At 46.7% G+C, this 22127-nt stretch carries 20 protein-coding genes and 1 pseudogene; 15 read left to right on the forward strand and 6 right to left on the reverse strand.

Going from position 1 to position 22127, the window contains the following annotated elements; genetic code table 11:
• Positions 1-132: 132 nt before the first annotated feature.
• The 10 genes and pseudogenes from V6D41_RS16615 to V6D41_RS16660 all read left to right on the forward strand — a co-directional run.
• Positions 133-463, forward strand: a pseudogene (locus V6D41_RS16615) (DUF3255 family protein); the annotation flags it as partial.
• Positions 453-1013, forward strand: a complete 561-nt coding sequence (locus V6D41_RS16620) for a hypothetical protein (RefSeq protein ID WP_333518956.1) — start codon at positions 453-455, stop codon at positions 1011-1013. The pseudogene V6D41_RS16615 and the gene V6D41_RS16620, both read left to right, overlap by 11 nt.
• Positions 1014-1052: 39 nt before the next feature.
• Positions 1053-1865 (forward strand): sugar-phosphatase, encoded by an 813-nt coding sequence (yidA, locus tag V6D41_RS16625; RefSeq protein ID WP_087991932.1) that lies wholly within the window; start codon positions 1053-1055, stop codon positions 1863-1865.
• Positions 1866-2238: 373 nt separating this feature from the next.
• The gene (locus tag V6D41_RS16630) at positions 2239-3225 is read left to right on the forward strand and encodes a choloylglycine hydrolase family protein (RefSeq protein ID WP_333518957.1); all 987 of its coding nucleotides are present in this window, start codon (positions 2239-2241) and stop codon (positions 3223-3225) included.
• A 247-nt stretch (positions 3226-3472) separates the two neighbouring features.
• Positions 3473-4579 (forward strand): ethanolamine utilization protein EutH, encoded by a 1107-nt coding sequence (gene eutH / locus V6D41_RS16635; RefSeq protein ID WP_333519055.1) that lies wholly within the window; start codon positions 3473-3475, stop codon positions 4577-4579.
• Positions 4580-4654: 75 nt separating this feature from the next.
• The gene (locus V6D41_RS16640; RefSeq protein WP_333518958.1) at positions 4655-5482 is read left to right on the forward strand and encodes a DUF1206 domain-containing protein; all 828 of its coding nucleotides are present in this window, start codon (positions 4655-4657) and stop codon (positions 5480-5482) included.
• Between the two features lie 135 nt (positions 5483-5617).
• Complete coding sequence (gene deoR, locus V6D41_RS16645; protein WP_333518959.1) at positions 5618-6559, forward strand: DNA-binding transcriptional repressor DeoR; 942 nt, start codon at positions 5618-5620, stop codon at positions 6557-6559.
• 105 nt (positions 6560-6664) lie between these two features.
• The gene (gene deoC / locus V6D41_RS16650; RefSeq protein ID WP_333518960.1) at positions 6665-7336 is read left to right on the forward strand and encodes a deoxyribose-phosphate aldolase; all 672 of its coding nucleotides are present in this window, start codon (positions 6665-6667) and stop codon (positions 7334-7336) included.
• A gap of 93 nt (positions 7337-7429) precedes the next feature.
• Positions 7430-8611: a nucleoside permease NupC gene (nupC, locus tag V6D41_RS16655; protein WP_333518961.1), complete on the forward strand. Its 1182-nt coding sequence runs from the start codon at positions 7430-7432 to the stop codon at positions 8609-8611.
• Positions 8612-8639: 28 nt separating this feature from the next.
• Positions 8640-9941 carry a pyrimidine-nucleoside phosphorylase gene (locus V6D41_RS16660; protein ID WP_333518962.1) on the forward strand — a complete coding sequence of 434 codons (1302 nt, stop codon included), beginning with the start codon at positions 8640-8642 and terminating at the stop codon, positions 9939-9941.
• Between the two features lie 42 nt (positions 9942-9983).
• Here V6D41_RS16660 and V6D41_RS16665 read toward each other — a convergent pair whose 3' ends face one another.
• The 6 genes from V6D41_RS16665 to hutP form a co-directional block, all read right to left on the reverse strand.
• Complete coding sequence (locus tag V6D41_RS16665; RefSeq protein ID WP_333518963.1) at positions 9984-11411, reverse strand: amino acid permease; 1428 nt, start codon at positions 11409-11411, stop codon at positions 9984-9986.
• A gap of 78 nt (positions 11412-11489) precedes the next feature.
• On the reverse strand, positions 11490-12446 hold the full coding sequence (gene hutG, locus V6D41_RS16670; protein WP_333518964.1) for a formimidoylglutamase: 957 nt from the start codon (positions 12444-12446) through the stop codon (positions 11490-11492).
• The gene (gene hutI / locus V6D41_RS16675; protein WP_333518965.1) at positions 12439-13704 is read right to left on the reverse strand and encodes an imidazolonepropionase; all 1266 of its coding nucleotides are present in this window, start codon (positions 13702-13704) and stop codon (positions 12439-12441) included. The genes hutG and hutI overlap by 8 nt, the downstream gene beginning before the upstream one ends.
• 4 nt (positions 13705-13708) lie before the next feature.
• The gene (hutU, locus tag V6D41_RS16680) at positions 13709-15376 is read right to left on the reverse strand and encodes a urocanate hydratase (protein WP_333518966.1); all 1668 of its coding nucleotides are present in this window, start codon (positions 15374-15376) and stop codon (positions 13709-13711) included.
• Positions 15373-16899 (reverse strand): histidine ammonia-lyase, encoded by a 1527-nt coding sequence (gene hutH, locus V6D41_RS16685; protein WP_333518967.1) that lies wholly within the window; start codon positions 16897-16899, stop codon positions 15373-15375. The genes hutU and hutH overlap by 4 nt, the downstream gene beginning before the upstream one ends.
• Positions 16900-17011: 112 nt before the next feature.
• A complete protein-coding gene (hutP, locus tag V6D41_RS16690) occupies positions 17012-17458 on the reverse strand; it encodes a hut operon transcriptional regulator HutP (protein WP_141113404.1) in 447 nt (148 codons plus the stop codon).
• Between the two features lie 404 nt (positions 17459-17862).
• On the opposite strand from hutP, the gene V6D41_RS16695 reads away from it, so the two are divergent.
• The 5 genes from V6D41_RS16695 to V6D41_RS16715 all read left to right on the forward strand — a co-directional run bounded on the left by V6D41_RS16695 (position 17863) and on the right by V6D41_RS16715 (position 22119).
• A complete protein-coding gene (locus V6D41_RS16695) occupies positions 17863-18039 on the forward strand; it encodes a hypothetical protein (protein ID WP_333518968.1) in 177 nt (58 codons plus the stop codon).
• A 73-nt stretch (positions 18040-18112) separates the two neighbouring features.
• Entirely contained in the window at positions 18113-19531 is a 1419-nt protein-coding gene (locus tag V6D41_RS16700; RefSeq protein ID WP_333518969.1) for a glycoside hydrolase family 43 protein, read from the forward strand.
• A 305-nt stretch (positions 19532-19836) separates the two neighbouring features.
• Positions 19837-20202 (forward strand): YwqH-like family protein, encoded by a 366-nt coding sequence (locus V6D41_RS16705; RefSeq protein ID WP_333518970.1) that lies wholly within the window; start codon positions 19837-19839, stop codon positions 20200-20202.
• A gap of 11 nt (positions 20203-20213) precedes the next feature.
• Positions 20214-20483: a YwqI/YxiC family protein gene (locus V6D41_RS16710; RefSeq protein WP_014481382.1), complete on the forward strand. Its 270-nt coding sequence runs from the start codon at positions 20214-20216 to the stop codon at positions 20481-20483.
• Between the two features lie 19 nt (positions 20484-20502).
• Positions 20503-22119, forward strand: coding sequence for a ribonuclease YeeF family protein (locus V6D41_RS16715; protein WP_333518971.1), 1617 nt, complete (start codon positions 20503-20505; stop codon positions 22117-22119).
• Positions 22120-22127 lie beyond the last annotated feature (8 nt).

Below are 22127 nucleotides of genomic sequence, written 5' to 3' on the forward strand. Positions count from 1 at the left end.
CTTATGTAGTCATTGGCACAGTGTCACGGCATTCGCCCAAAAAGGAGAGAAAGGACGGAGATCGCCATGAAAAAAACTGTGCCATGTTACTCTTAACGGCTGTATGTTCATGATAGCGGGCTGCCAACAGCAACGCCGTTTTATGATGGAACGTGGGATGAGGGGATGACCCCGGGACCCATGGACGCCGTGAGATCAGCAGCAGTTACATTTACCAAAGACGAGGTAGTAGAGACGGAAGTGATTAAAGGGAGAGGTGCAGCTGTTTTAAGGCATACAAGATCATGTCCCAGAGCACTGACGGGTCCATTGAGATTCAGTATCTCGGCTCCTATTATCCGCTCAAAAGCACGCTGAAAAGAGGTGAAAACGGGACGTTGAAATATGGGAGCAAAATGGCCAGACAAAAACGATGACAAGAATCGAATCAAAGACCGGCAAGGAGGAGACATATGAGAAATAAAAAAGCTGAAAGCCTTGTGCTAACAGGACTTATTTTACATATTATTCAGTGGATATTGATATTATGGGCTTTTCTCAAGATTAAACATTTATTTAGTGACTATACGATTTATAATCCTAATGTCATCAGCGGATCTATGCAGTCCTTATCATTTATCCAAATGATGCGCGCTATGATCTACTCGGGGGCATTCGTGAATTATATTTTGTTTTTTGCGCTTGTATTGCTTATTTATTGTGTAGTGCTTCACGCCATCCTGATTGTTATGGAAATGGCCGCTTACGTTATGATCAGACGGAACCCTGCATCATCATGGGCAGTCTTTTTGACGGCGGCAGGTGTGAAGCTAGCCATCTTGAATATAACCGGCATTCCTTATATAGCTGCCGGCTTCCTGCTGATGAAACAGGAAAAAGCAGAAAATGGCGGCATGGAGACAGAAAGAACGCGGAAACCGCGCACGCGTATGCGAAGACAAGGCCGGCGTCAAAATAGAATCAGGAGAAAATCATCTCTTCCAGTTGAATATCAAAAAGAAAAAACGATATGATGGGACTATAGACTGAAAACGACATGAAGGAGATGCAGGATGTACAAACTAATTGCAATTGATATGGACGGAACACTTTTAAATGATCACCATGAAGTAACAGAGGAGGTCCGCAACGCGCTTCACGCTGCAAAAGCGGAAGGCGTCAAAATTGTGCTTTGCACCGGCCGGCCTATCGGGGGAGTGCGGAGATATTTAGATGAACTGAATTTAATTGAAGAAGGCGACTATGTCATCGCGTACAACGGAGCGCTTGTTCAAAATACGCATACAAATGAAGTGGTCACGGAGCTGTCTCTCGGATATGATGATTTAACTTCATTATATGACCTGAGCTTAGAGCTGAAGACGCCGATGCATTACTTTGACTCATCTAATCTGTATACGCCTAACCGGGATATCAGTGAATTTACCGTATACGAATCCTATGTGACACAAGTGCCGCTTCATTACCGCAAAGTTGACGAAATGCCAAAAGACATCCTCATCCCGAAAGTGATGTTTATTGATAAACCGGAGAACTTAAGCCGCGTCATTACATCGATTCCAGAAGACGTGAGAGAAAAATATACGATGGTCAGAAGCGCGCCTTTCTTTTATGAAATTCTGCATCCGGAAGCCAGCAAAGGAAATGCCGTACGCCAGCTGGCGCAGCTGCTTGAAATTGAACAGGCGGAAGTCATGAGCATAGGTGACAACGGGAACGACCTGACAATGATTGAATGGGCGGGATGCGGCGTTGCCATGGCAAACGCCATTCCAGAAGTATTGGAGGCCGCAAACTTTCAAACACGCTCCAATAATGAACATGGGGTTGCACATGCGATTCACGAGCTTGTTTTGGCGAAATAATGAAGTCCAGCCTTTTAGGAGGCTGGATTTTTTGTTATGGCGGCTTTATTGTCCTGTCCGGTCTGTAATTGCGGAATGGACGCTAACATTTCTTTTCCTGCTGCCCCGTCGATATTTAGAACGTCAGCGATTGATCATGAACCTTTATAATTTCTGATTGGCTCTGCTGCTGAAGAGGACTGTAGAAATAAAAAGGAATCAATCGCCATAAACATCAGCATCGTACATTTTTTTTGAGGAACGAATCTTCTTGTTCATTGTTTTGATGTCATGCTAATCTTTTGACGAATCTATTTGACTTTCGTTATGCTGATAAAACAAGTTGTTCACAAAATGTATGATTTTAGCCTGAATTGAAAGGGGACTGAATCAGATGTGCACAAGTCTTACATTGGAAACTGCTGACCGGAATCATTTATTAGCGAGAACAATGGATTTTGCATTTCAGCTGGGGACGGAGGTCATTCTCTATCCGCGCCGTTACAGCTGGACGAGTGAAGCTGACGGAAAGGTGCATCAAACGCAGTACGCGTTTATCGGTATGGGGAGAAAACTTGGAAATATATTATTTGCCGACGGTGTAAATGAAAGCGGTTTATCTTGTGCGGCGCTTTATTTTATGGGATATGCGGAGTACGAAAAAACGATACGGGGAGACGGCGTTCATATTGCCCCGCATGAGTTTGTAACATGGGTGCTGTCAGTCTGTAAGTCTTTGGAAGACGTAAAAGAAAAGATCCAATCTTTAACGATTGTAGAGAAGAAATTAGAGCTATTGGATACAGTTTTACCTTTACACTGGATATTGTCAGACCGGACGGGACGCAGCCTGACGATAGAACCGAGAACAGAAGGCATCAAAATCTATGACAATCAACCAGGTGTCATGACGAACAGCCCCGACTTTTTATGGCATGTGACCAATCTTCGGCAATATATAGGAATAAGGCCGAAACAATTCGAGAGCAAGGAGATGGCTGGCTTGATGCTGTCCGCTTTTGGCGAAGGCTCGGGCACTGTAGGTCTGCCGGGAGATTATACACCGCCTTCACGGTTTGTCAGAGCTGTTTTTCTGAAAGAACATCTAGAGCCGGCGGCAGATGAAACGAGAGGTGTATCCGCAGCTTTTCAGCTTTTGTCAAACATGGCGATACCCAAGGGTGCTGTGATAACGGAAGATGACGAAATTGATTATACGCAATATACTTCTGTGATGTGCAGCGACACGGGAAACTACTACTTTCACCACTACGATAATCGGCAAATCCAAAAAGTAAGTTTATTTCATGAAGACCTTGACTGTCTGGAGCCTAAAGTGTTTTCTGCTAAAGCAGAAGAAAATATTCTAGAGCTTAATTAAGATTCAATCAGCTGATGCCGTTATGAATCCGGGGTCAGCTGATTTTTTTGTACAATGTCACAGCTTCTGAATGATTGGCAAAACAAAATGGACATTAGCGGTTCTGCATAAGCGCGGCATATCATAACAGCCGTTGAGAAAGCCGAGATCAATGAATTTTTAGCGCATATTGATTAAGATTGGGCTCTATTAGGTGATTTCAGATGATATGATTAAACCAATCATACGTTTAAAAAAGGAGAAAACCCTGTTGGTGAATGACGCGGTTGTATTCATTTTGGCTGCCTTTTTACTATTGGGAGCAGCGGATTATTGTTTGGGAAACAGATGGGGGCTTGGCGAGCGGTTTGCCGACGGCTTCAAGGCTATGGGTCCGCTGGCGCTGTCGATGATCGGAATTGTGTCGCTGGCACCCGTGCTGGCAGCAATCCTGATTCCCATTGTCTCTCCGGTTTACACAGCGATTGGCGCCGATCCCTCATCCTTTGCGAACACCATCTTGGCCATTGATATGGGTGGATATGCGCTCGCTGGAGAAATGGCCAAAGATCCAGATGCCGGACTGTTTTCATGGGTGTTTTTAGGAACGATGATGGGGCCGGCAATCGTTTTCACGATTCCCGTCGCTCTTGGCATCATCGAAAAAGAGGATCACCCGTATTTTGCGAAAGGCATATTAATCGGGCTGTGTACAGTACCGATCGGGTGCTTAACCGGCGGGTTATGCGCAGGTTTTGACACCATTATGATAGGAAAAAACCTTCTGATTCCGAGTCTTTTTGCTGCTGTGATCGCTCTTGGATTATGGCGGTATACCGACAACATCATTCGATTATTTTATCTCTTCGGAAAGGCTGTCAGTATGGTTGCGATTATCGGGCTCGCAGCTGTTTCCGTTGAAACGATGACCGGCATTATGCTGATTCCGGGAATGGAAAGCGTTGAAACAGGAATACAAACGACTGGCACCATCGCCATTGCCTTGGCAGGGGCTTTTCCGATGACGGCCTTTATCACAAAAGTCTTTAAAAAGCCGCTTCAGGCAGTGGGGAGATGTTTTCATTTAGATGAGAAAGCAACAGCAGGCTTGGTGACCTCTTTGGCTCATCATATTCCGATGCTGGCCTCATTAAAAAATATGACGCCGAGAGGGAAGGTCATCAATGTCGCATTTGCCGTTAGCGCAGCCTTTGTGCTTGGCAGCCATCTCGGTTTTGTGGCGGGAATGCAAAAAGAAATGGCGGCGGCCATGATCATTGGAAAATTAGCTGGGGGAATCACAGCTGCGGCAGCGGCTGCCTGGATGACGCCTGCACAATCAGCTGATCAGCAGAAACACCTCAGCCGGCTATAACTGAGGCAGAAGCTGTTTCAACTTTATCCAATCGGGAATGTAACAGTAAGGATTCTGTGAAAGAGGGTTGGACACATGGCCGTGAGAGACCAGTGCATGTCAAAAATCAAACAGGAAACCAAGCCTTGGGTCAAGCGATTTGGGAGGCTTGGTTATTTTGCATTCGGCGGCGTTTTTATCCTGCTCGGGATTTTAGCATGTATGACGGCAGCCGGGGCGGGCGGCCCGAAAGATTCGAGCGGAGCGTTTCAAACGCTATCACGCATGCCGTATGGATCAATCTTGCTTTTGCTCATTGGCGTCGGTCTCATCGGCTATGTGATATGGATGGTGCTGAGCGCGCTCAAGGACACAGAGGGCTACGGAACAAGCAAGCGCGGCCTGTCACGGAGAACGGGAAACTTTTTCAGCGCCGCCGTTTACGCATCCATTGCTTGGAAAGCCTTGCGATTTGTGTTTGACCAAGGGGACGGCAGCACGTCGGAAAAGACGTGGTCCGCTTATGTATTGGCACAGCCGTTCGGTCAATGGCTTACAGGGTTTACGGGTGGAGGTTTTATTCTATTTGCGATTGTACAATTTGTGAAGGGTGTACGGGCTGCTTTTATGAAAGAGTTCGACACGTCAAAAATGGACAAACACATGATATGTATTGCGAAAAACACCGGACGCGCAGGCCATATCGCCCGGGCCATTATTTTCTCAGCTATCGGTTATTTCCTCATTAAGACAGCCATGACCGCGGATCCTGACGACACAAGAGGCTTTGACGGCGCGCTCGCCGAACTCGCGCAGCAGCCGCATGGCAAAATGCTTCTATCTATTTTGGCGTTCGGGCTGATCTTATACGGAATGTACGCCATTATGAAAGGCATTTATCAGCATATGACATGGAAGAAGTGAGCTCTGGGCAGATTCGCGTTCCAGGGCGTTTTTCAGTTTCTTAGAAATCAGGTGGATGAAAGCTGGTGTCAGCCTGTATAATAAAAGCAAATCGAAAGCAGTTTCATCATGAACTGATCCACAGGGAGGTGCGGAATGGATCGGGAAAAACAGCAATTAAGCATAGAAGCGGCAAGGCTATACTATCAGTCTGACTACAGTCAGCAGCAAATTGCTGAGCAGCTCAGCATTTCAAGGCCGACCGTTTCCCGGCTGCTGCAATATGCAAAAGCAAAAGGGTTTGTCCAGATTCGCGTCATGGACCCTTTTGAGGATTTGGATGCGCTCGGTTCCATGCTTGAAGAAAAATACGGGCTTCTCGAGGCGCATGTTGTGTTTTCTCCGACCCCCGATTATGCAGGAATTACACATGACCTAAGCCGCTATGGTGCAGAATATATGCATGAAACGGTGAAAGACGGCGACATTGTCGGGGTCAGCTGGGGAACCACCATGTATCAAATCGCGCAGAACATGCAGCCGAAGCAGGTTAAAGGCGTCGAGGTCGTCCAGTTGAAAGGCGGCATCAGCCATTCTCGGGTGAACACGTATTCTGCTGAAACGATTCAGCTGTTTGCAGAGGCTTTTCAAACGATGCCGCGCTATCTCCCGCTTCCCGTCGTATTTGACCATGCGGATGTAAAGCAAATGGTGGAGAAAGACCGTCATATCGAGCGGATCATCGAGATGGGCAAGCAGGCGAATATCGCTCTCTTCACGGTGGGAACTGTCCGTGACGAAGCGCTGTTGTTCCGGCTCGGATACTTTAGCGAAGAAGAGAAAGCCCTGCTGAAAAAACAGGCCGTCGGGGATATCTGTTCACGCTTTTTTGATGCGAAAGGAAATATTTGCAGCAGAGCCATCAATGGCCGGACCATCGGCGTTGAGCTTGAAGACCTTAGGCTGAAGGAACGCTCGATTTTAGTGGCCGGCGGGAGCAGAAAAGTGTCCTCCATACACGGTGCATTAACCGGAAAATATGCCAACGTTTTGATCATTGACCAGCATACTGCAAGGGCGCTTGTTAATGATTTGTGACACGTGCAAACCGTTCGTTGAACAAAATTTCAATTACCAATTTACATATGTTCAAAAGTCGGTTATGCTAAAAAATATCTTAACAAAAAAGGAAGTGTGCGAAGGATGTCATTAGCTAACATAATTGATCATACAGCTTTGAAACCGCATACACAAAAAGCGGAGATTCTAACATTAATTCAAGAAGCAAAAACATACAAATTTGCTTCAGTATGTGTCAATCCGACATGGGTGGAGCTTGCTGCAAAAGAGCTTGAGGGAACTGGAGTTGACGTCTGTACGGTCATCGGCTTCCCGCTCGGTGCCAACACAACTGAAACAAAAGCGTTCGAAACAAAAGACGCGATTTCAAAAGGCGCCACTGAAGTGGACATGGTTATTAACATTGCGGCGTTGAAAGACAAAGAAGACGATATAGTTGAAGCGGATATCCGCGGTGTGGTGGAAGCTGCAGCCGGAAAAGCGCTTGTCAAAGTCATTATCGAAACATGCCTTCTGACTGATGAAGAAAAAGAACGCGCGTGCCGTTTAGCGGTTTCTGCGGGAGCGGATTTCGTGAAAACATCAACGGGATTCTCTACAGGCGGCGCAACGAAGGAAGATATCGCCTTAATGCGCAAAACTGTAGGCCCTGATATCGGCGTGAAAGCATCCGGCGGCGTCAGAACGAAAGAAGATGTAGACACAATGATCGAGGCGGGAGCGAGCCGTATCGGCGCAAGCGCAGGCGTTTCCATTGTAAAAGGAGAAAACGCATCTGGCGGAGACAACTATTAAGAAGCAGACGGAAGGCCCATTGCTTTCCGTTACTCTTCTATTATTCACGGGGAAATAATAATTGTAAGCGAATACAGATAAAGGAGAACACATATGAAGTATTTGATTGGGATTATCGGTTTAATCGTGTTTTTAGGCCTTGCGTGGATCGCAAGCAGCGGGAAAAAAAGAATTAAGATCCGCCCAATTGTTGTTATGCTCATTTTGCAATTTATACTCGGCTACATTCTCCTCAATACCGGGGTAGGGAATTTCCTTGTAGGAGGATTTGCAAAAGGATTCAATTACCTGCTTGAATACGCGGCAGAAGGAATCAACTTTGTGTTTGGCGGTCTGGTGAATGCGGACCAAACGACATTCTTTATGAATGTTCTCTTGCCGATCGTGTTTATTTCCGCTCTGATTGGGATTTTGCAAAAATGGAAGATACTTCCCTTTATTATTAAGTATATCGGACTTGCTCTCAGCAAGATAAACGGTATGGGAAGACTGGAATCGTATAACGCAGTCGCTTCTGCTATTTTAGGGCAGTCTGAAGTGTTTATCTCCTTGAAGAAAGAACTCGGTCTTTTAAATCAGCAGCGCTTGTACACGCTTTGCGCTTCTGCGATGTCAACTGTATCCATGTCAATCGTCGGCGCGTATATGACGATGCTGGAACCGGAATATGTTGTAACGGCGCTGGTCTTGAACTTATTTGGCGGTTTCATTATTGCTACTATTATAAATCCTTACGATGTTGATGAAGAAGAGGATATGCTTCGTGTTGAAGAAGAAGAAAAACAATCCTTCTTCGAAGTGCTTGGAGAATACATCCTCGATGGCTTCAAAGTAGCGGTTGTCGTCGCTGCGATGCTGATCGGATTTGTCGCGATTATTGCCTTGATTAACGGTATTTTTAATGCAGTGCTCGGTATTTCCTTCCAAGACCTTCTTGGATATGTGTTTGCTCCATTCGCTTTTCTTGTGGGTATCCCATGGAATGAAGCTGTTAATGCGGGAAGCATTATGGCAACAAAAATGGTATCGAATGAATTTGTCGCTATGACGACATTAACGCAAAACGGCTTTGAATTCAGCGGCCGTACAACAGCGATCGTATCGGTATTCCTTGTGTCATTTGCGAACTTCTCCTCAATCGGAATCATAGCCGGTGCCGTAAAAGGACTGAATGAAAAACAAGGAAATGTTGTTGCTCGTTTCGGCCTGAAATTATTATACGGCGCTACGCTTGTCAGCTTTTTATCAGCGGCAATTGTGGGCTTGATTTACTGAACATAAACGAAAAGGATCGGTGACCATAATGAGAATGGTAGATATTATCATCAAAAAACAGAACGGAAAAGAACTCACCACAGAAGAAATTCAATTTTTCGTGAACGGCTATACGGATGGAAGCATTCCTGATTATCAGGCAAGCTCGCTTGCCATGGCGATTTTTTTCCAGGATATGAGTGACCGCGAGCGTGCGGATTTGACGATGGCTATGGTGAACTCCGGTGAAACGATTGATCTTTCTGCCATTGAAGGAATTAAAGTGGATAAACACTCCACCGGCGGCGTCGGCGACACGACAACACTCGTTCTCGCCCCGCTTGTTGCGGCTCTTGATGTGCCGGTAGCCAAAATGTCCGGACGCGGCCTCGGCCATACAGGCGGAACGATTGATAAATTAGAAGCGATTGCCGGCTTTCACGTGGAGCTGACAAAGGATGAATTTATTAAGCTCGTGAACCGCGACAAGGTCGCCGTCATCGGCCAAAGCGGCAATTTAACGCCGGCTGATAAAAAACTGTACGCGCTACGTGATGTAACGGGGACGGTCAATTCCATTCCGCTGATCGCAAGCTCGATTATGAGCAAGAAAATCGCTGCCGGTGCGGATGCCATCGTGCTTGACGTGAAAACGGGAGCGGGCGCCTTCATGAAAACGGAAGAAGACGCGGCTGAACTCGCCAAAGCGATGGTGCGCATCGGAAATAACGTCGGCCGCCAAACAATGGCAGTCATTTCCGACATGTCCCAGCCGCTCGGCTTTGCGATTGGAAATGCGCTTGAAGTCAAAGAAGCGATCGACACACTCAAAGGCGAGGGCCCTGAGGATCTTCATGAGCTTGTCTTAACGCTGGGAAGCCAAATGGTTGTGCTTGCGAAAAAAGCCGATACATTGGACGAAGCGAGGGCGAAGCTGGAAGAAGTCATGAAAAACGGCAAAGCGCTTGAGAAGTTCAAGGACTTCCTGAAAAACCAAGGCGGCGACAGCTCGATTGTTGACGAGCCGTCTAAGCTTCCGCAGGCTGCTTATCAAATTGATGTGCCTGCCAAAGAAGCCGGTTTCGTTTCTGAAATCGTCGCGGACGAAATCGGTGTCGCAGCGATGCTGTTAGGTGCCGGCCGCGCCACAAAAGAAGACGAAATCGATTTAGCCGTCGGCATCATGCTCCGCAAAAAGGTCGGCGACAAGGTAGAAAAAGGCGAACCACTCGTCACGCTTTACGCCAACCGCGAGAACGTCGATGAAGTCATGGCGAAAGTCTATGACAACATCCGCATCGCAGCAGAGGCGAAGGCGCCGAAGCTGATTCATACGTTAATTACGGAATAAAAATAAAGCACATCCCATCCTGAGTGGGGTGTGCTGTTTTAATTAAAGGATATGATCGATCTGATAATCCTCTTGGGTGATTTTTTTTGCTTTCTCAACCTTACTTTTGAAATAGAAGATGAGATAGCAAAGGATGATACAAGGAACTCCGCAGAATAGTGCGATTCTTTGATTGGGATCAAAAGCGAGACCGATACAAGAAGCTGAACATAATAAAAGAGCGGCTATAGGTATAAAAGGATAAAGCGGTGCGCGAAATGTCAGATCTTTTACATTCCCCCCTTTTTTAAGAAATCTCTTTCTAAACAAGAGCTGAGACAGGGCAATGCTCATCCAGACCACAACTCCTGCGAACCCAGCAATCGCTACCATCACCACATATACAGTTCCGGGCGCCACGATACTGGAAACGAGAGATAAACAAGATACGGCCATACTGATGATTAAGGCATTTAGTGGAATGCCTTTAGATGTGACTTTTTTAAAACGAGAGCTGATCATGTTTTCATTTGCTAACGACCACAGCATACGGGTTGAGGCATATAGGCCTGAATTGGCAACGGACAGCAAGGCTGTTAATATCACGAAATTCATAATATCTGCGGCGTAAGGGATTCCGATTTCTGCAAACACTGCTAAAAAGGGGCTTTCAATCACTCCTGCTTCTTTCCATGAAATCAGTCCGGATAATACGAAGACGGCACCAATGAAAAAAATAACTGTTCTCCATGCGACATTACGAATGGAGCGCGGAATATCTTTTTGAGGATTTGCTGATTCTCCTGCTGTGACTCCGATTAATTCTGTTCCAGAAAAGGCAAAACTCACAGATATCATAGCGATAAATACGGCGAGAAAGCCGTTCGGAAACAACCCTCCATGATCTGTGAAATTTGAAAACACAGGAGCATCAGCCGTCCCGTTTAGAGAGATCAGGCCGAACATGGCGGCTCCCCCTAAAATGATAAATAAAATGATGGTGACAATCTTTACGCTGGAAAACCAAAATTCGGTTTCCGCAAATAACTTGACTGAAAATGCGTTGCATACGAAAAGGAGAGCTGCGAAAATTGCACTCCACATCCATACGCTGCTGTCAGGAAACCAGCGCTGCATGAGAATGCCGGATGCGGTAAACTCTGAACCTACCGTCACCACCCAATTCACCCAGTACATGATGCCGACCATAAAACCGGTAGATGGCCCGATGAATGTTGTGGCGTATTTTTGAAAAGAACCGGTCACCGGCATGGCGACCGACAATTCACCGAGACATTGCATGACGAGGTACATCATCAACCCGCCGATTACATATGCGAAAATCGTACCGCCGGGTCCAGCTTGATTTAGCGTATAGCCTGTGCTGAGGAAAAGTCCTGTGCCTATGACGCCCCCCAATGAGATCATAAATAAGTGCCTGCTTTTCATCGTGCGTTTTAGCTGTTGGCCGCTGTTTCCCTGAAGACTCACCGTCTCGTCCTCCTTTTAGCTGCCATTCATTAGGCAGATGAGTTTCTCGTACCCAAAATACAACCAGACAGAAGATCATTAGAATGGGGAGCACTTCATTCCTTTTAATGCGTGTAACAGAACGTGAGCCGCGGCTCTGCTAGTCATATCTCGAAAATCGAGGGTAGGGTCGACTTCAACGATTTCAATCCCGGCGATATTAGGCTGCTGTGCGATGTATTTGACGGCTTCGAGTAATTCGTCTGTATAAAGGCCGCCTGGGCCAATCGCTGGACAGCCGGGTGCATGGGACTGGTCTAAGACATCCATATCAACTGATATAAAAATGGAGTCTGTTCTCGTTTGAATGGCAGGCAGAATCTCTTTTATCGTCGGGACTAGTCCTTTTTCACGTACCATGCCCATCGTGTGAATGTTCACGTTATGTTTTTTCGCATATGTTTCATACGCTAAGCTGTTGCTGAATTCTCTGATACCCAGCTGAATCAAATGCTGGCCTTCAATGATTTCTTCATCCAAAAGGCGGCGGAAGGGAGTGCCGTTGGTCGGCCCTCCGTCCTCCGTGTTTCGAACATCATGATGGGCATCAAATTGAATAACTGCGATCGTTCCTTTCGTTTGTGCCATTGCTTTTATAGTGGAGTAGCTGATGGAGTTATCTCCACCGAGTATGAACGGCACCCAATCTGGGTGTTCCGAAAGTAGCGCATGCATGGTAAGAAAGATTTGATGATGTGACTTTACGATATCAGTGACATGAATATCAATATCCCCCAGATCGTAAAGAAGGTCAGATACGACATGTTCTCCAAGCTCAGCAGAATAGGCAGATGCGTTTTTAAGAGCCTGGCGGATTGTTCCGGGAGCAAAGGAAGCGCCTGAATGACTGATGGAGGATTTTGATAGGGGGACACCTATCAATGCCGGCCCTTTAATGCCTTGGCCGTCCCATTTTGCGATCAGGTCGCTCATTTTTGTTACATCCCGGTCTTGAAACGAAGAACCAGCCTCTCTGAGAAAAGGGTATTTATCCATAAATGGCTCTCTCCCTGTTAACAACAACTGTTCCGTTTTTCATGACTTGATGTACATGATTGACTCCATAGTGATACGGAATATACATGTAATTCGAGGCTTCCCAAATGACAAGATCAGCTGAGCGGCCGGCTTTGAGCTGACCGGCTTCTTCTCCTTTTCCTATGGCGTATGCGGCATTGACTGTGACCGCATGCCATATTTCTTCCGCAGTCATTTTTAGATGAAGCGCGGCAATCGACATGATCAGCTGGATATTTTCAGTCGGCGAGCTGCCAGGATTAAAGTCCGTTGCCAAGCTGACACATACACCCTCATCAATCATGTCTCTTGCTCTGGCGAATGTGCTTTTGCCAAGATAAAATGTCGTGCCCGGCAAGAGGACGGCGATCGTTCCTGCCTCAGCCAATTTTTTTATGCCTTCGTCTGAGGCGCCTACCAAATGGTCGGCTGAGACAGCCTTTAGCTCCCCCGCTAATTCAGCTCCTCCAAGCGGGTCGATTTCATCTGCGTGTATTTTCAACCCGAATCCCGCTTCAGCCGCTTTTTTTAAGTAACGGCGGGATTGACTGACGGTAAAAACGCCTGTTTCTGTAAAAATATCCGCAAAGCTTGCGAGCTCTTGCTCTTTTATTTCCGGCAAAAGGCAAAGCATTTGATCCAGAAATTCATCTGGCTTGTGTTGATATTCGGGAGGAATCGCATGGGCTCCCATAAACGTGGAGACAAGGTCAACAGGCTGGTTCTCATGAAGTTGTTTTGCGGCACGCAATTGCTTCAGCTCTGTTTCTTTTTCCAAGCCGTAGCCGCTTTTTACTTCAGCCGTTGTTGTGCCGTATGACAGCATTCTTTGCAGATGAAAATGGCCTTTTTGCAGCAGCTCTTCTTCTGAAGCCGCTCTGGTGTCTTTGACAGTAGACAGAATTCCGCCCCCCTGCGCCAGTATATCTAAATATGAGATGCCCTGAAGCTTTAGATTCAGCTCCTTTTCCCGAGATCCGCCAAATACAAGATGTGTATGCGGATCGACGAGACCCGGCGTTACAAGCCGTCCCGAACAGTCAATGATTTCGTCTGCTTCGTAATCGGCTTCAGCTCCTTTTTTTGAGGCGAACACAATCTTCTGTTCATGGATGCCGACCACAGCGTCTTCGATCACATGAAGAGCCTGCATGCTTTTGCCCGCGCGGGGGCCGCTGCTTTCCATCGTCAAAAGCTGACCGATGTTGATGAGAATCGTATCAATTTGTTTCGGCATGTCATCATTCCCTTTCTTTTTGCATTGGCACGATAATGTCTTGTTTCTTCGCTACTTCAACGGCACGTTCATAACCTGCATCCGCATGACGGATAATGCCCATTCCCGGATCGCTCGTTAAGACACGGGCAAGCCGCTCGTCAGCCAGCTCACTTCCATCGGCAACCGCGACCATGCCGGCATGCAGGGAATAGCCCATTCCGACGCCGCCGCCATGGTGGAAGGAAACCCAGCTTGCACCGGCCGCCGTGTTGACAAGCGCATTTAGCACAGCCCAATCGCCGACAGCGTCACTTCCGTCCTTCATCGCTTCTGTCTCCCGGTTAGGAGAGGCGACAGACCCACAGTCCAAATGGTCTCTCCCAATGACGACAGGCGCTTTTAGCTCCCCGTTTCTGACCAGCTCGTTAATGGCGAGGCCCATCTTTTTTCGTTCTCCATATCCAAGCCAGCAAATACGGGACGGCAAGCCTTGGAACGTGACTTTTTCCTGTGCCATATCGATCCACCGGTGAAGAGCTTTATTTTCCGGGAACAGTTCTTTTAATAACGCATCTGTACGGTAAATATCTGCCGGATCACCGGAAAGCGCCGCCCAGCGGAACGGTCCTTTTCCTTCACAGAACAAGGGGCGGATGTAGGCTGGGACAAACCCTGGAAAATCAAAGGCATTTTCCAGGCCTTCATCTTTAGCAACTTGCCGGATATTGTTACCGTAGTCAAATACAACAGAGCCCTTTTGCTGAAAGGCCAGCATGGCTTCCACATGTTTTTTCATGCTTTGCTTCGCAAGGCGCACGTAAAGCTCTCGATTGTCTTGGCGCAAACGGTCGGCTTCATTAAGGGAATAGCCCTCGGGAACATAACCGATTAAGGGGTCATGGGCAGATGTCTGATCGGTGACGATATCAATGGTGACACCGCGATTCAGAAGGGTATGGTGAACCTCTGCCGCGTTTCCGAGAAGAGCGATGGAGAGAGGTTTTCCTGCTAGCTTTGCCTCTTCAGCCCATGCTAAGGCTTCTTCAATTGACGCTGTTTTTCGGTCGCAGTATTTTGTTTCAATTCGTTTGTCGATTCGTTTCTCGTCAACCTCGACGGCAATGACGACTCCTTCATTCATCGTGACAGACAGCGGCTGGGCGCCTCCCATTCCGCCGAGACCGGCTGTCAGCGTCAATGTTCCTTTTAAGCTTCCTCCGAAATGCTGTCTCGCGAGCTCAGCGAAGGTTTCATAGGTTCCTTGCAATATGCCTTGTGAGCCAATGTAAATCCAGCTGCCTGCCGTCATCTGTCCGTACATCATTAACCCTTTTTTCTCAAGTTCGTGGAAATGCTCCCATTCCGCCCACTTCGGAACAAGAACAGAATTTGCTAAAAGCACGCGCGGCGCCTGCGGGTGAGTACGGAACATGCCAACGGGCTTTCCGGATTGCACGAGCAAGGTCTCATCATTTTTTAGTGTTTTCAAGGCATGTTCAATGGCGTGAAAAGCGTCCCAATTCCGCGCGGCTTTGCCAATCCCGCCGTATACAATGAGGTCTTCGGGCTTTTCGGCGACTTCCGGATCAAGGTTGTTTCGAAGCATCCGAAGCACTGCCTCTTGCTCCCACCCTAAGCATTCAAGCTCTGTTCCCCTATTGGCACGGATAGATTTTTTTATATCAGTCATATGTTCATCCCCCTCAGTTCTTCATTCTTGTGATCTGGTAATAAAGATTCCTTCTTCAGCCAGTCATTCAGGCGTTCTATGTCATAGGAGAAAACACGGTCCTGCTGAATGGAAGGCACGACTTTTCTCATTTCCTGAAAGAGCTGTTTGGTATAGGTCGCTGCATGTTCTATGCCTCTGTATTCAACCGCCTGCAATGCGCAAATCGCTTCGATTGCAATGACTCTTCTTGTATTCGCGATCACCTGGTAGGCATGCCGCGCAGCAATGGTTCCCATGCTGACATGGTCTTCTTGGTTGGCGGATGACGGAATAGAATCCACACTTGCAGGATGCGCCAGTGTTTTATTTTCAGAAACGAGTGAGGCCGCGGCGTACTGCATGATCATTGCACCGGATTGCAGACCGGGATGAGGGCTTAGGAAAGGCGGCAGGTCATTTAGCTGCGGGTTCACAAGGCGCTCTATCCTGCGCTCAGCAATATTCGCAAGCTCTGACATTGCGATTTTGAGAAAATCCATGGCAAAGGCGATCGGCTGTCCGTGAAAGTTTCCGCCAGAGATGACTTTGTCACCGTCATTGAAAATAAGAGGATTGTCCGTAGCTGCATTCATCTCAATCTCTAATTTTTCTTTGACATAGCCTAACGTTTGCCAAGTCGCACCATGCACTTGCGGAATACAGCGCAATGAATAGGCATCCTGAACCCGCAGTTCACCTTGAGAGGTTGTCAGGCTGCTGTCGGATAGATAGAAGCGAATTCGTTCTGCGACATCAATCTGCTCCTGATAGCCGCGGGCTGAGTGAATATCCTCGTCAAACGCATCAATAATTCCCCTCAGCCCCTCAATCGTTAAGCTGGCGATGCGCTCGATTTGATAGGCTAGTTTTTCAGCTTCAATGTATGCGACCACACCCATAGCAGTCATGGCCTGAGTCCCGTTAATCAAGGCAAGTCCTTCCTTGGATGTCAGCGTTACTGGCTGAATACCGGCTTTTTTCAATCCTTTCATTGCCGGCATCTTTTCTCCCTCAAAAAAGACTTCTCCTTGACCGATCAGCGCCAGCGCCAGATGGGAAAGCGGCGCCAGATCACCGCTTGCGCCAAGTGATCCCTGCTGGGGGATGACAGGATGGACGCGTTTATTTAGAAAAGCAAGCAACTGTTCGACCAGTTCAGCACGTACACCGGAAAAACCTTTTAACAGCGCATTGGCGCGCAAAAGCAGCATTGCTCTGGAAACACACTCAGGAAAAGGATCGCCGACTCCGCAGGCATGAGAAAGGATTAAATTCAGTTGCAGCGCCGCCGAGTCTTCTTTCTGAATCAGGACATCACTGAATTTGCCAAATCCGGTGGTGATGCCGTAGATTGTCTTTTCTTCGTGAACAATCCGTTCAACTGCCGCTCTGCTTTTTTTCACGCGCTCCATACTTTCCTCGGAAGCCGCTGTCTCCTCAAAATCAAACAGCACACGAGCGACGTCGGCTGTTGTCAATGAAGAACCGTCTAAAGTCACCATAAGCCCAACTCCTTTGTCTTTACTTTGGTAAAGCGCCCATACAAAAAGGGGCTATGCTGTGAAAATTTGATTTCACGCATAGCCCCCTATCGTCTAAGATCTATGGGCTGTTTCATATGTGATTGATTCCAACGCCGAATGTCTCATGCTCAAGTCCTTTGATCGGCGCCCCGATTGTTCCATAAAGCGAGACAGCGATCCAATCGCCTTCCGCTTCACTTTCATAAGGATTTCCCCTCAAAACGGCAAACCTCAAGCCAACCGTCCGAAGCAGCGATCCAAGCAGCATTTCACCTCTGGTCACGCCATGTAAAGCCTCCATCGTCGCATGATAAAGCGCATGTGACTCGCGATAACCGTCAGATTGAATGACACCGCTCTTTTTGGAAGCGGTTTCAATTGCGGCTACTACTTTATGCGCGTCCATTGATCCTACCTTGCCGAGACAGACTTTCCATCCATCTCGCTCCAGCTCCCCGACCTGTGTACGTTCTTCATCTTCATTAAGCAGCAGAAGAACAGACAGCCGGCCGATCCGGCGCTCTTTGTGCAGTGTCATATGAATCACTCAATTCCTAAAAATTCTGATAACTATTAACTGTGTATTATATTAATTGGTTCAGCAGCAGAAGTCAAAAGGTTTTTTACAGTCTTTAACAAGTTAGATTGCTATTGTGATAGCGTGGCGCAGATAACCGGACGGGTTTTTTCAGCACATTGCACACGATAGCCAGACAGGAGTATGGGCGGTTGCTGTCGATTTTCTCACGAGCCAGCCGAATGAGATCCTCAGCACGGCCAAGCCGGCTGACAAAGGTGGAGACGAGCAGTCAGGCATATCACTGACAATGAGGGTGAAAATGCAAAAAAAGGCGTAGTTGCCGGAGAAAATGGCTTTATCCAGTCGATGATTTCACAAGGCCAGACAAAGCACTTATTACGTACGTAAATGGAAAAACAGAAGTGAAGAAAGAAGGAGAAACGGCAAAAGGGTTGAATTATGAAGTAGAGAATATGCAAGCTACAGTCCTGCGCCAAGCAGGCAGCCAGACCATCCTCTCCCTGGATGTCATGAACATCATGGTCAATGTAAGAGAACAGTGGGGAACGTTTGAATATGAAAACATCCGGCCTTTATAACGGACCCGGGCTTTTTCATAAGAAAAATGTAAGCGCTTAAAAATTTAATAAAAAAGAGAGGCGAACTGTTTAGATGTTGTACCGATTGTTCCGTGTATGTTTTCTTGCAGCCCTTATCATGGCCTTCACCCTGCCAAACTCCGCTTATGCAAAAAAGGGAGAAAAACCTGTATTTACAGAAGTCAGTGTACATGACCCTTCCGTCATTGAGACAAACGGCACCTTTTATGTTTTTGGATCTCATCTCTCTTCAGCAAAAACAAATGACCTCATGCAATGGCAACAGCTGACCACCAACGTTAGTAACAACAATCCTCTGATTCCGAATGTCTACGAAGAATTAAAAGATACCTTCGAATGGGCGCAATCCGATACCTTGTGGGCGGCTGACGTCACACAGCTGGCGGACGGCAAATACTACATGTACTACAACGCCTGCCGCGGTGACTCGCCAAGATCGGCCATGGGAGTGGCCGTCGCTGATCACATTGAAGGTCCATACAAAAACAAAGGCATCTTTTTGAAATCAGGCATGGAGGGCACAAGCAACGATGGAACACCGTATGACGCGACCAAACATCCAAATGCCGTAGACCCGCATACCTTCTTTGATAAAGACGGCAAGCTGTGGATGGTGTATGGATCATACTCTGGCGGCATTTTCATTCTAGAAATGAATCCGAAAACGGGCTTCCCGCTTCCTGGCCAGGGATACGGCAAAAAACTGCTCGGCGGCAACCACAGCAGAATTGAAGGCCCGTATGTTCTCTACAATCCAGAGACCAAGTACTACTACTTATACCTGTCTTATGGCGGTCTCGACGCAACAGGCGGATACAATATCCGTGTGGTCCGCTCCAAAAAACCGGACGGCCCTTACTATGACGCAGAAGGCAACCCAATGATTGACGTCCGCGGCAAAGAAGGCACAATCTTCGACGACCGCTCCATCGAACCATACGGTGTCAAACTCATGGGCAGCTATTCGTTTGAGACAGAAAATGAAAAAGGAACAGGATACGTCTCACCAGGCCACAACTCGGCATACTATGACGAAAAAACCGGACGTTCCTATTTACTCTTCCACACCCGCTTCCCGGGCAGAGGTGAAGAACACCAGGTCAGAGTCCATCAAATGTTCATGAACAAAGACGGCTGGCCGGTAACAGCGCCATATCGCTACGCGGGTGAAACGCTGAAAGATGTAAAACAAAAAGACATCACAGGAACCTACAAACTCATCCAGCACGGAAAAGACATCTCAGCCGACATCAAAAAAACCATCAACATTCAGCTCAATAAAAACCACACCATTTCCGGGGAAATGAAAGGGACATGGAAGAAAACCGGTAAAAACACAGCCGAAATCACGTTAGATGGCAAGAAGTATAGCGGAGTGTTTTTACAGCAGTGGGATTCGATGAGAGAGAAGAACGTGATGACGTTTAGTGTGTTGAATGGCAGTGGTGAGGCTGTTTGGGGATCTAAATAAGATGGAGAAGCGCCTTCGAGGGAAGGCGTTTTTTTATGATTATTATTGACTATAAGTAACGGTTAAGCGGAAGAAGAAATTAGAACTTGCAGTGAGATTAAAGACCTGAACGAAAAGTCCCTCTTATGATTATCACCCCACTTATAAAATCAAAAAAACGTATTTTTAGCAATTTAGAACCGGAATAACTCTCCCTAAGACAAATCTTTTTACCTATTTATCCAATATGACCCATCATGTAATATGAAAATAGTCTGTATTGTAAAGAATTAACACAGTTTGATAGAAACACGAGGTGTTGCGGCATGCATAGTGAAATGTTGTTACATTCGGTCAAAGCCGACTTACATGAAAAACAGGAACAGATTCATCAATTAAAAAGAGTGCTGAACGAAATCAGGCAAATCAAACACGATTTTTCCGAGGTTCAGCATCTCATTCACCGGCCGCATCTTAACCGGGAGGCATGGAGAGGAACACATGCGGAGCGGTTTGAAGATATTCGTGAAGGAATGAACAAATCGTACGATCAAATCAAAAGCCAACAAGTCAGTGGAATTATCGAAAGTATAGAAGGAAAAATCCATTCATTAGAGGGAGACATATATTCTATAAGACGCCAAATCACGAGGATAGAGCATGAAATAGAGAAGGAAAAACATAAAAAGTGAGGTGAGCACAAATGGCACAGGAAATTAAAATGGTCTACGGCACAGTGAAGCAAGGGCTCTCTCAGCTTAAGAATTCAGCGGAACTCAAGTCCTCCTTGCCCGGCCATCTCTCAGGACGAAACCATTTGAATGTTGTGAAGTCCATCGAGCAATTAAATGAGGATATCAAGGAGCTCACTGAAGCATATGCGTCTGTTTTGGCCAAGCATATCGCACAAACGGAAAGTGCTGTAAACGCGATGAAGGAAACGGACGAAAACATATCATCTTCCATGAAATAAAGCGCGGGAGGACAAGGGATTGAAAACATTAGATGTCCACGCTCTTTACGAGGGCATTCAGCATACGATTGAGAAACTGGACAAGCAAAAACAGCAGCTGGAGAAGCTGGAAAAAAGCGTTGAGCATCTGGCAGGCATGAAGGATGCGTTAAAAGGAAAAGGCGGAGACGCGATCCGGGCCTTCTACGAGGAGTGCCACAAGCCTTTTCTCCTTTTCTTCGGCATGTTTATCGACGAATACAAAAAAGTGTTGAAACAAACGCAGCACGGCATTTCCTCTGTAGAATCCGACTCTCACGGCATGATTGCGGAGGCTTTTCTCTCACATGACGCAAGACACGGGATCAAGCATGCGCGAGAAGTGACAGAACAGCTCACAGACGCAGTCAATCGCCAGACATCAGCCATCGACCACATCGTTAGCCTGCCGACAGTCAATGACTCCTTTTTTCGGATGGAAACAGAACAGGCTGAAAGGCTGATCACGGACACCCTGCATAAGCTCTTTCAATTTGACGGCCAGCAAACCCAAGCGCTGGAAACAGCAAAATCAGATTTTCAAACGATGAAAAAATACATAGATCAGCTCGAAACGATGTACACCGGCCCGAAAATTGAAATCACAGGCTACAAAAGCGGTTCGATCTTGAAATCAAAGGAAGAAGAAAACATCAACCAAACCTTCGGCGCGATTAACCCGCAAATGAAGCAGGCGGATGATTCTCCGATGGAGATGATGTTGAAGAAGCTGGAGAAACATAAGCAGTCCAACGTTGATACCGTGATGAAGGATGGCAAACAGCAGAAGATCGAGCGTGAGATTCATGCTGATGACAGTTACGTAACAGTTCTGCAGAAAGAAGCAGCAGCGCACCCGAAAGTCTATGGAGACATACGGGTGATAAATGATAAACTGTATAATCATAAAGGATTAAAAAAGATAGATACGATAGAAGTGATTGACGAACTAACTCGCGATACTGCAAGCATCGACTACGTCGGCGGCAAATATATTGTATATGAAAACGGCCAAATTGTGAGAGAATTCTACGCTGGAGGGAAAAAGCGGCTAGAAGAAGTTTCTTACATTCCAGAGGATAAAGTTGGCGGAGCTAAGCCACTTGATTCGTTTCTTGCCGGAACTCAGTATGAATTTGTTGAGTGGATAAGCCCTCAGGGGGCTGTTAAAAAATTGGCGGTGCGAGGCGGGAAGCGTGTTGTCACAGATGTTGCTAAACATGTAGCGGAGAAGGAAATAAAGGGAGATGCAAAGAAGAAAACTTCTAAGGGTAGCGTTAATAGTAAGTGGTGGCATCCTGGGTATGTAGATAATATAAGTTCTACTCAAACCGTCATAGGAATAAAAAATTCCCCGAAAGGTTTATCAACGCTTGGTAGTTCTACACGTGAGAATGCACTAGATGCAGGAAAAGGATGGGTTGGTGAAGGAGCAGAAAAAATGTATGATAAAGCAGGAAATTTTTTAGGATACAAAAGTGTAGATAAAATGAGAGCTTTTAGATTGCAATATAAGCCAAAAGAAAACATGTGGAGAGCTAACTTCACTGAAAATGAAATTACAGTTGTAGGGTCAAAAACAGAATTAAGAAATGTACATGTTGATATTTTAGATTAAAAGGTGGG

Source organism: Bacillus sp. 0102A (assembly GCF_036765155.1).
In the GTDB taxonomy this organism is placed as follows: Bacteria; Bacillota; Bacilli; order Bacillales; family Bacillaceae; genus Bacillus; species Bacillus subtilis_G.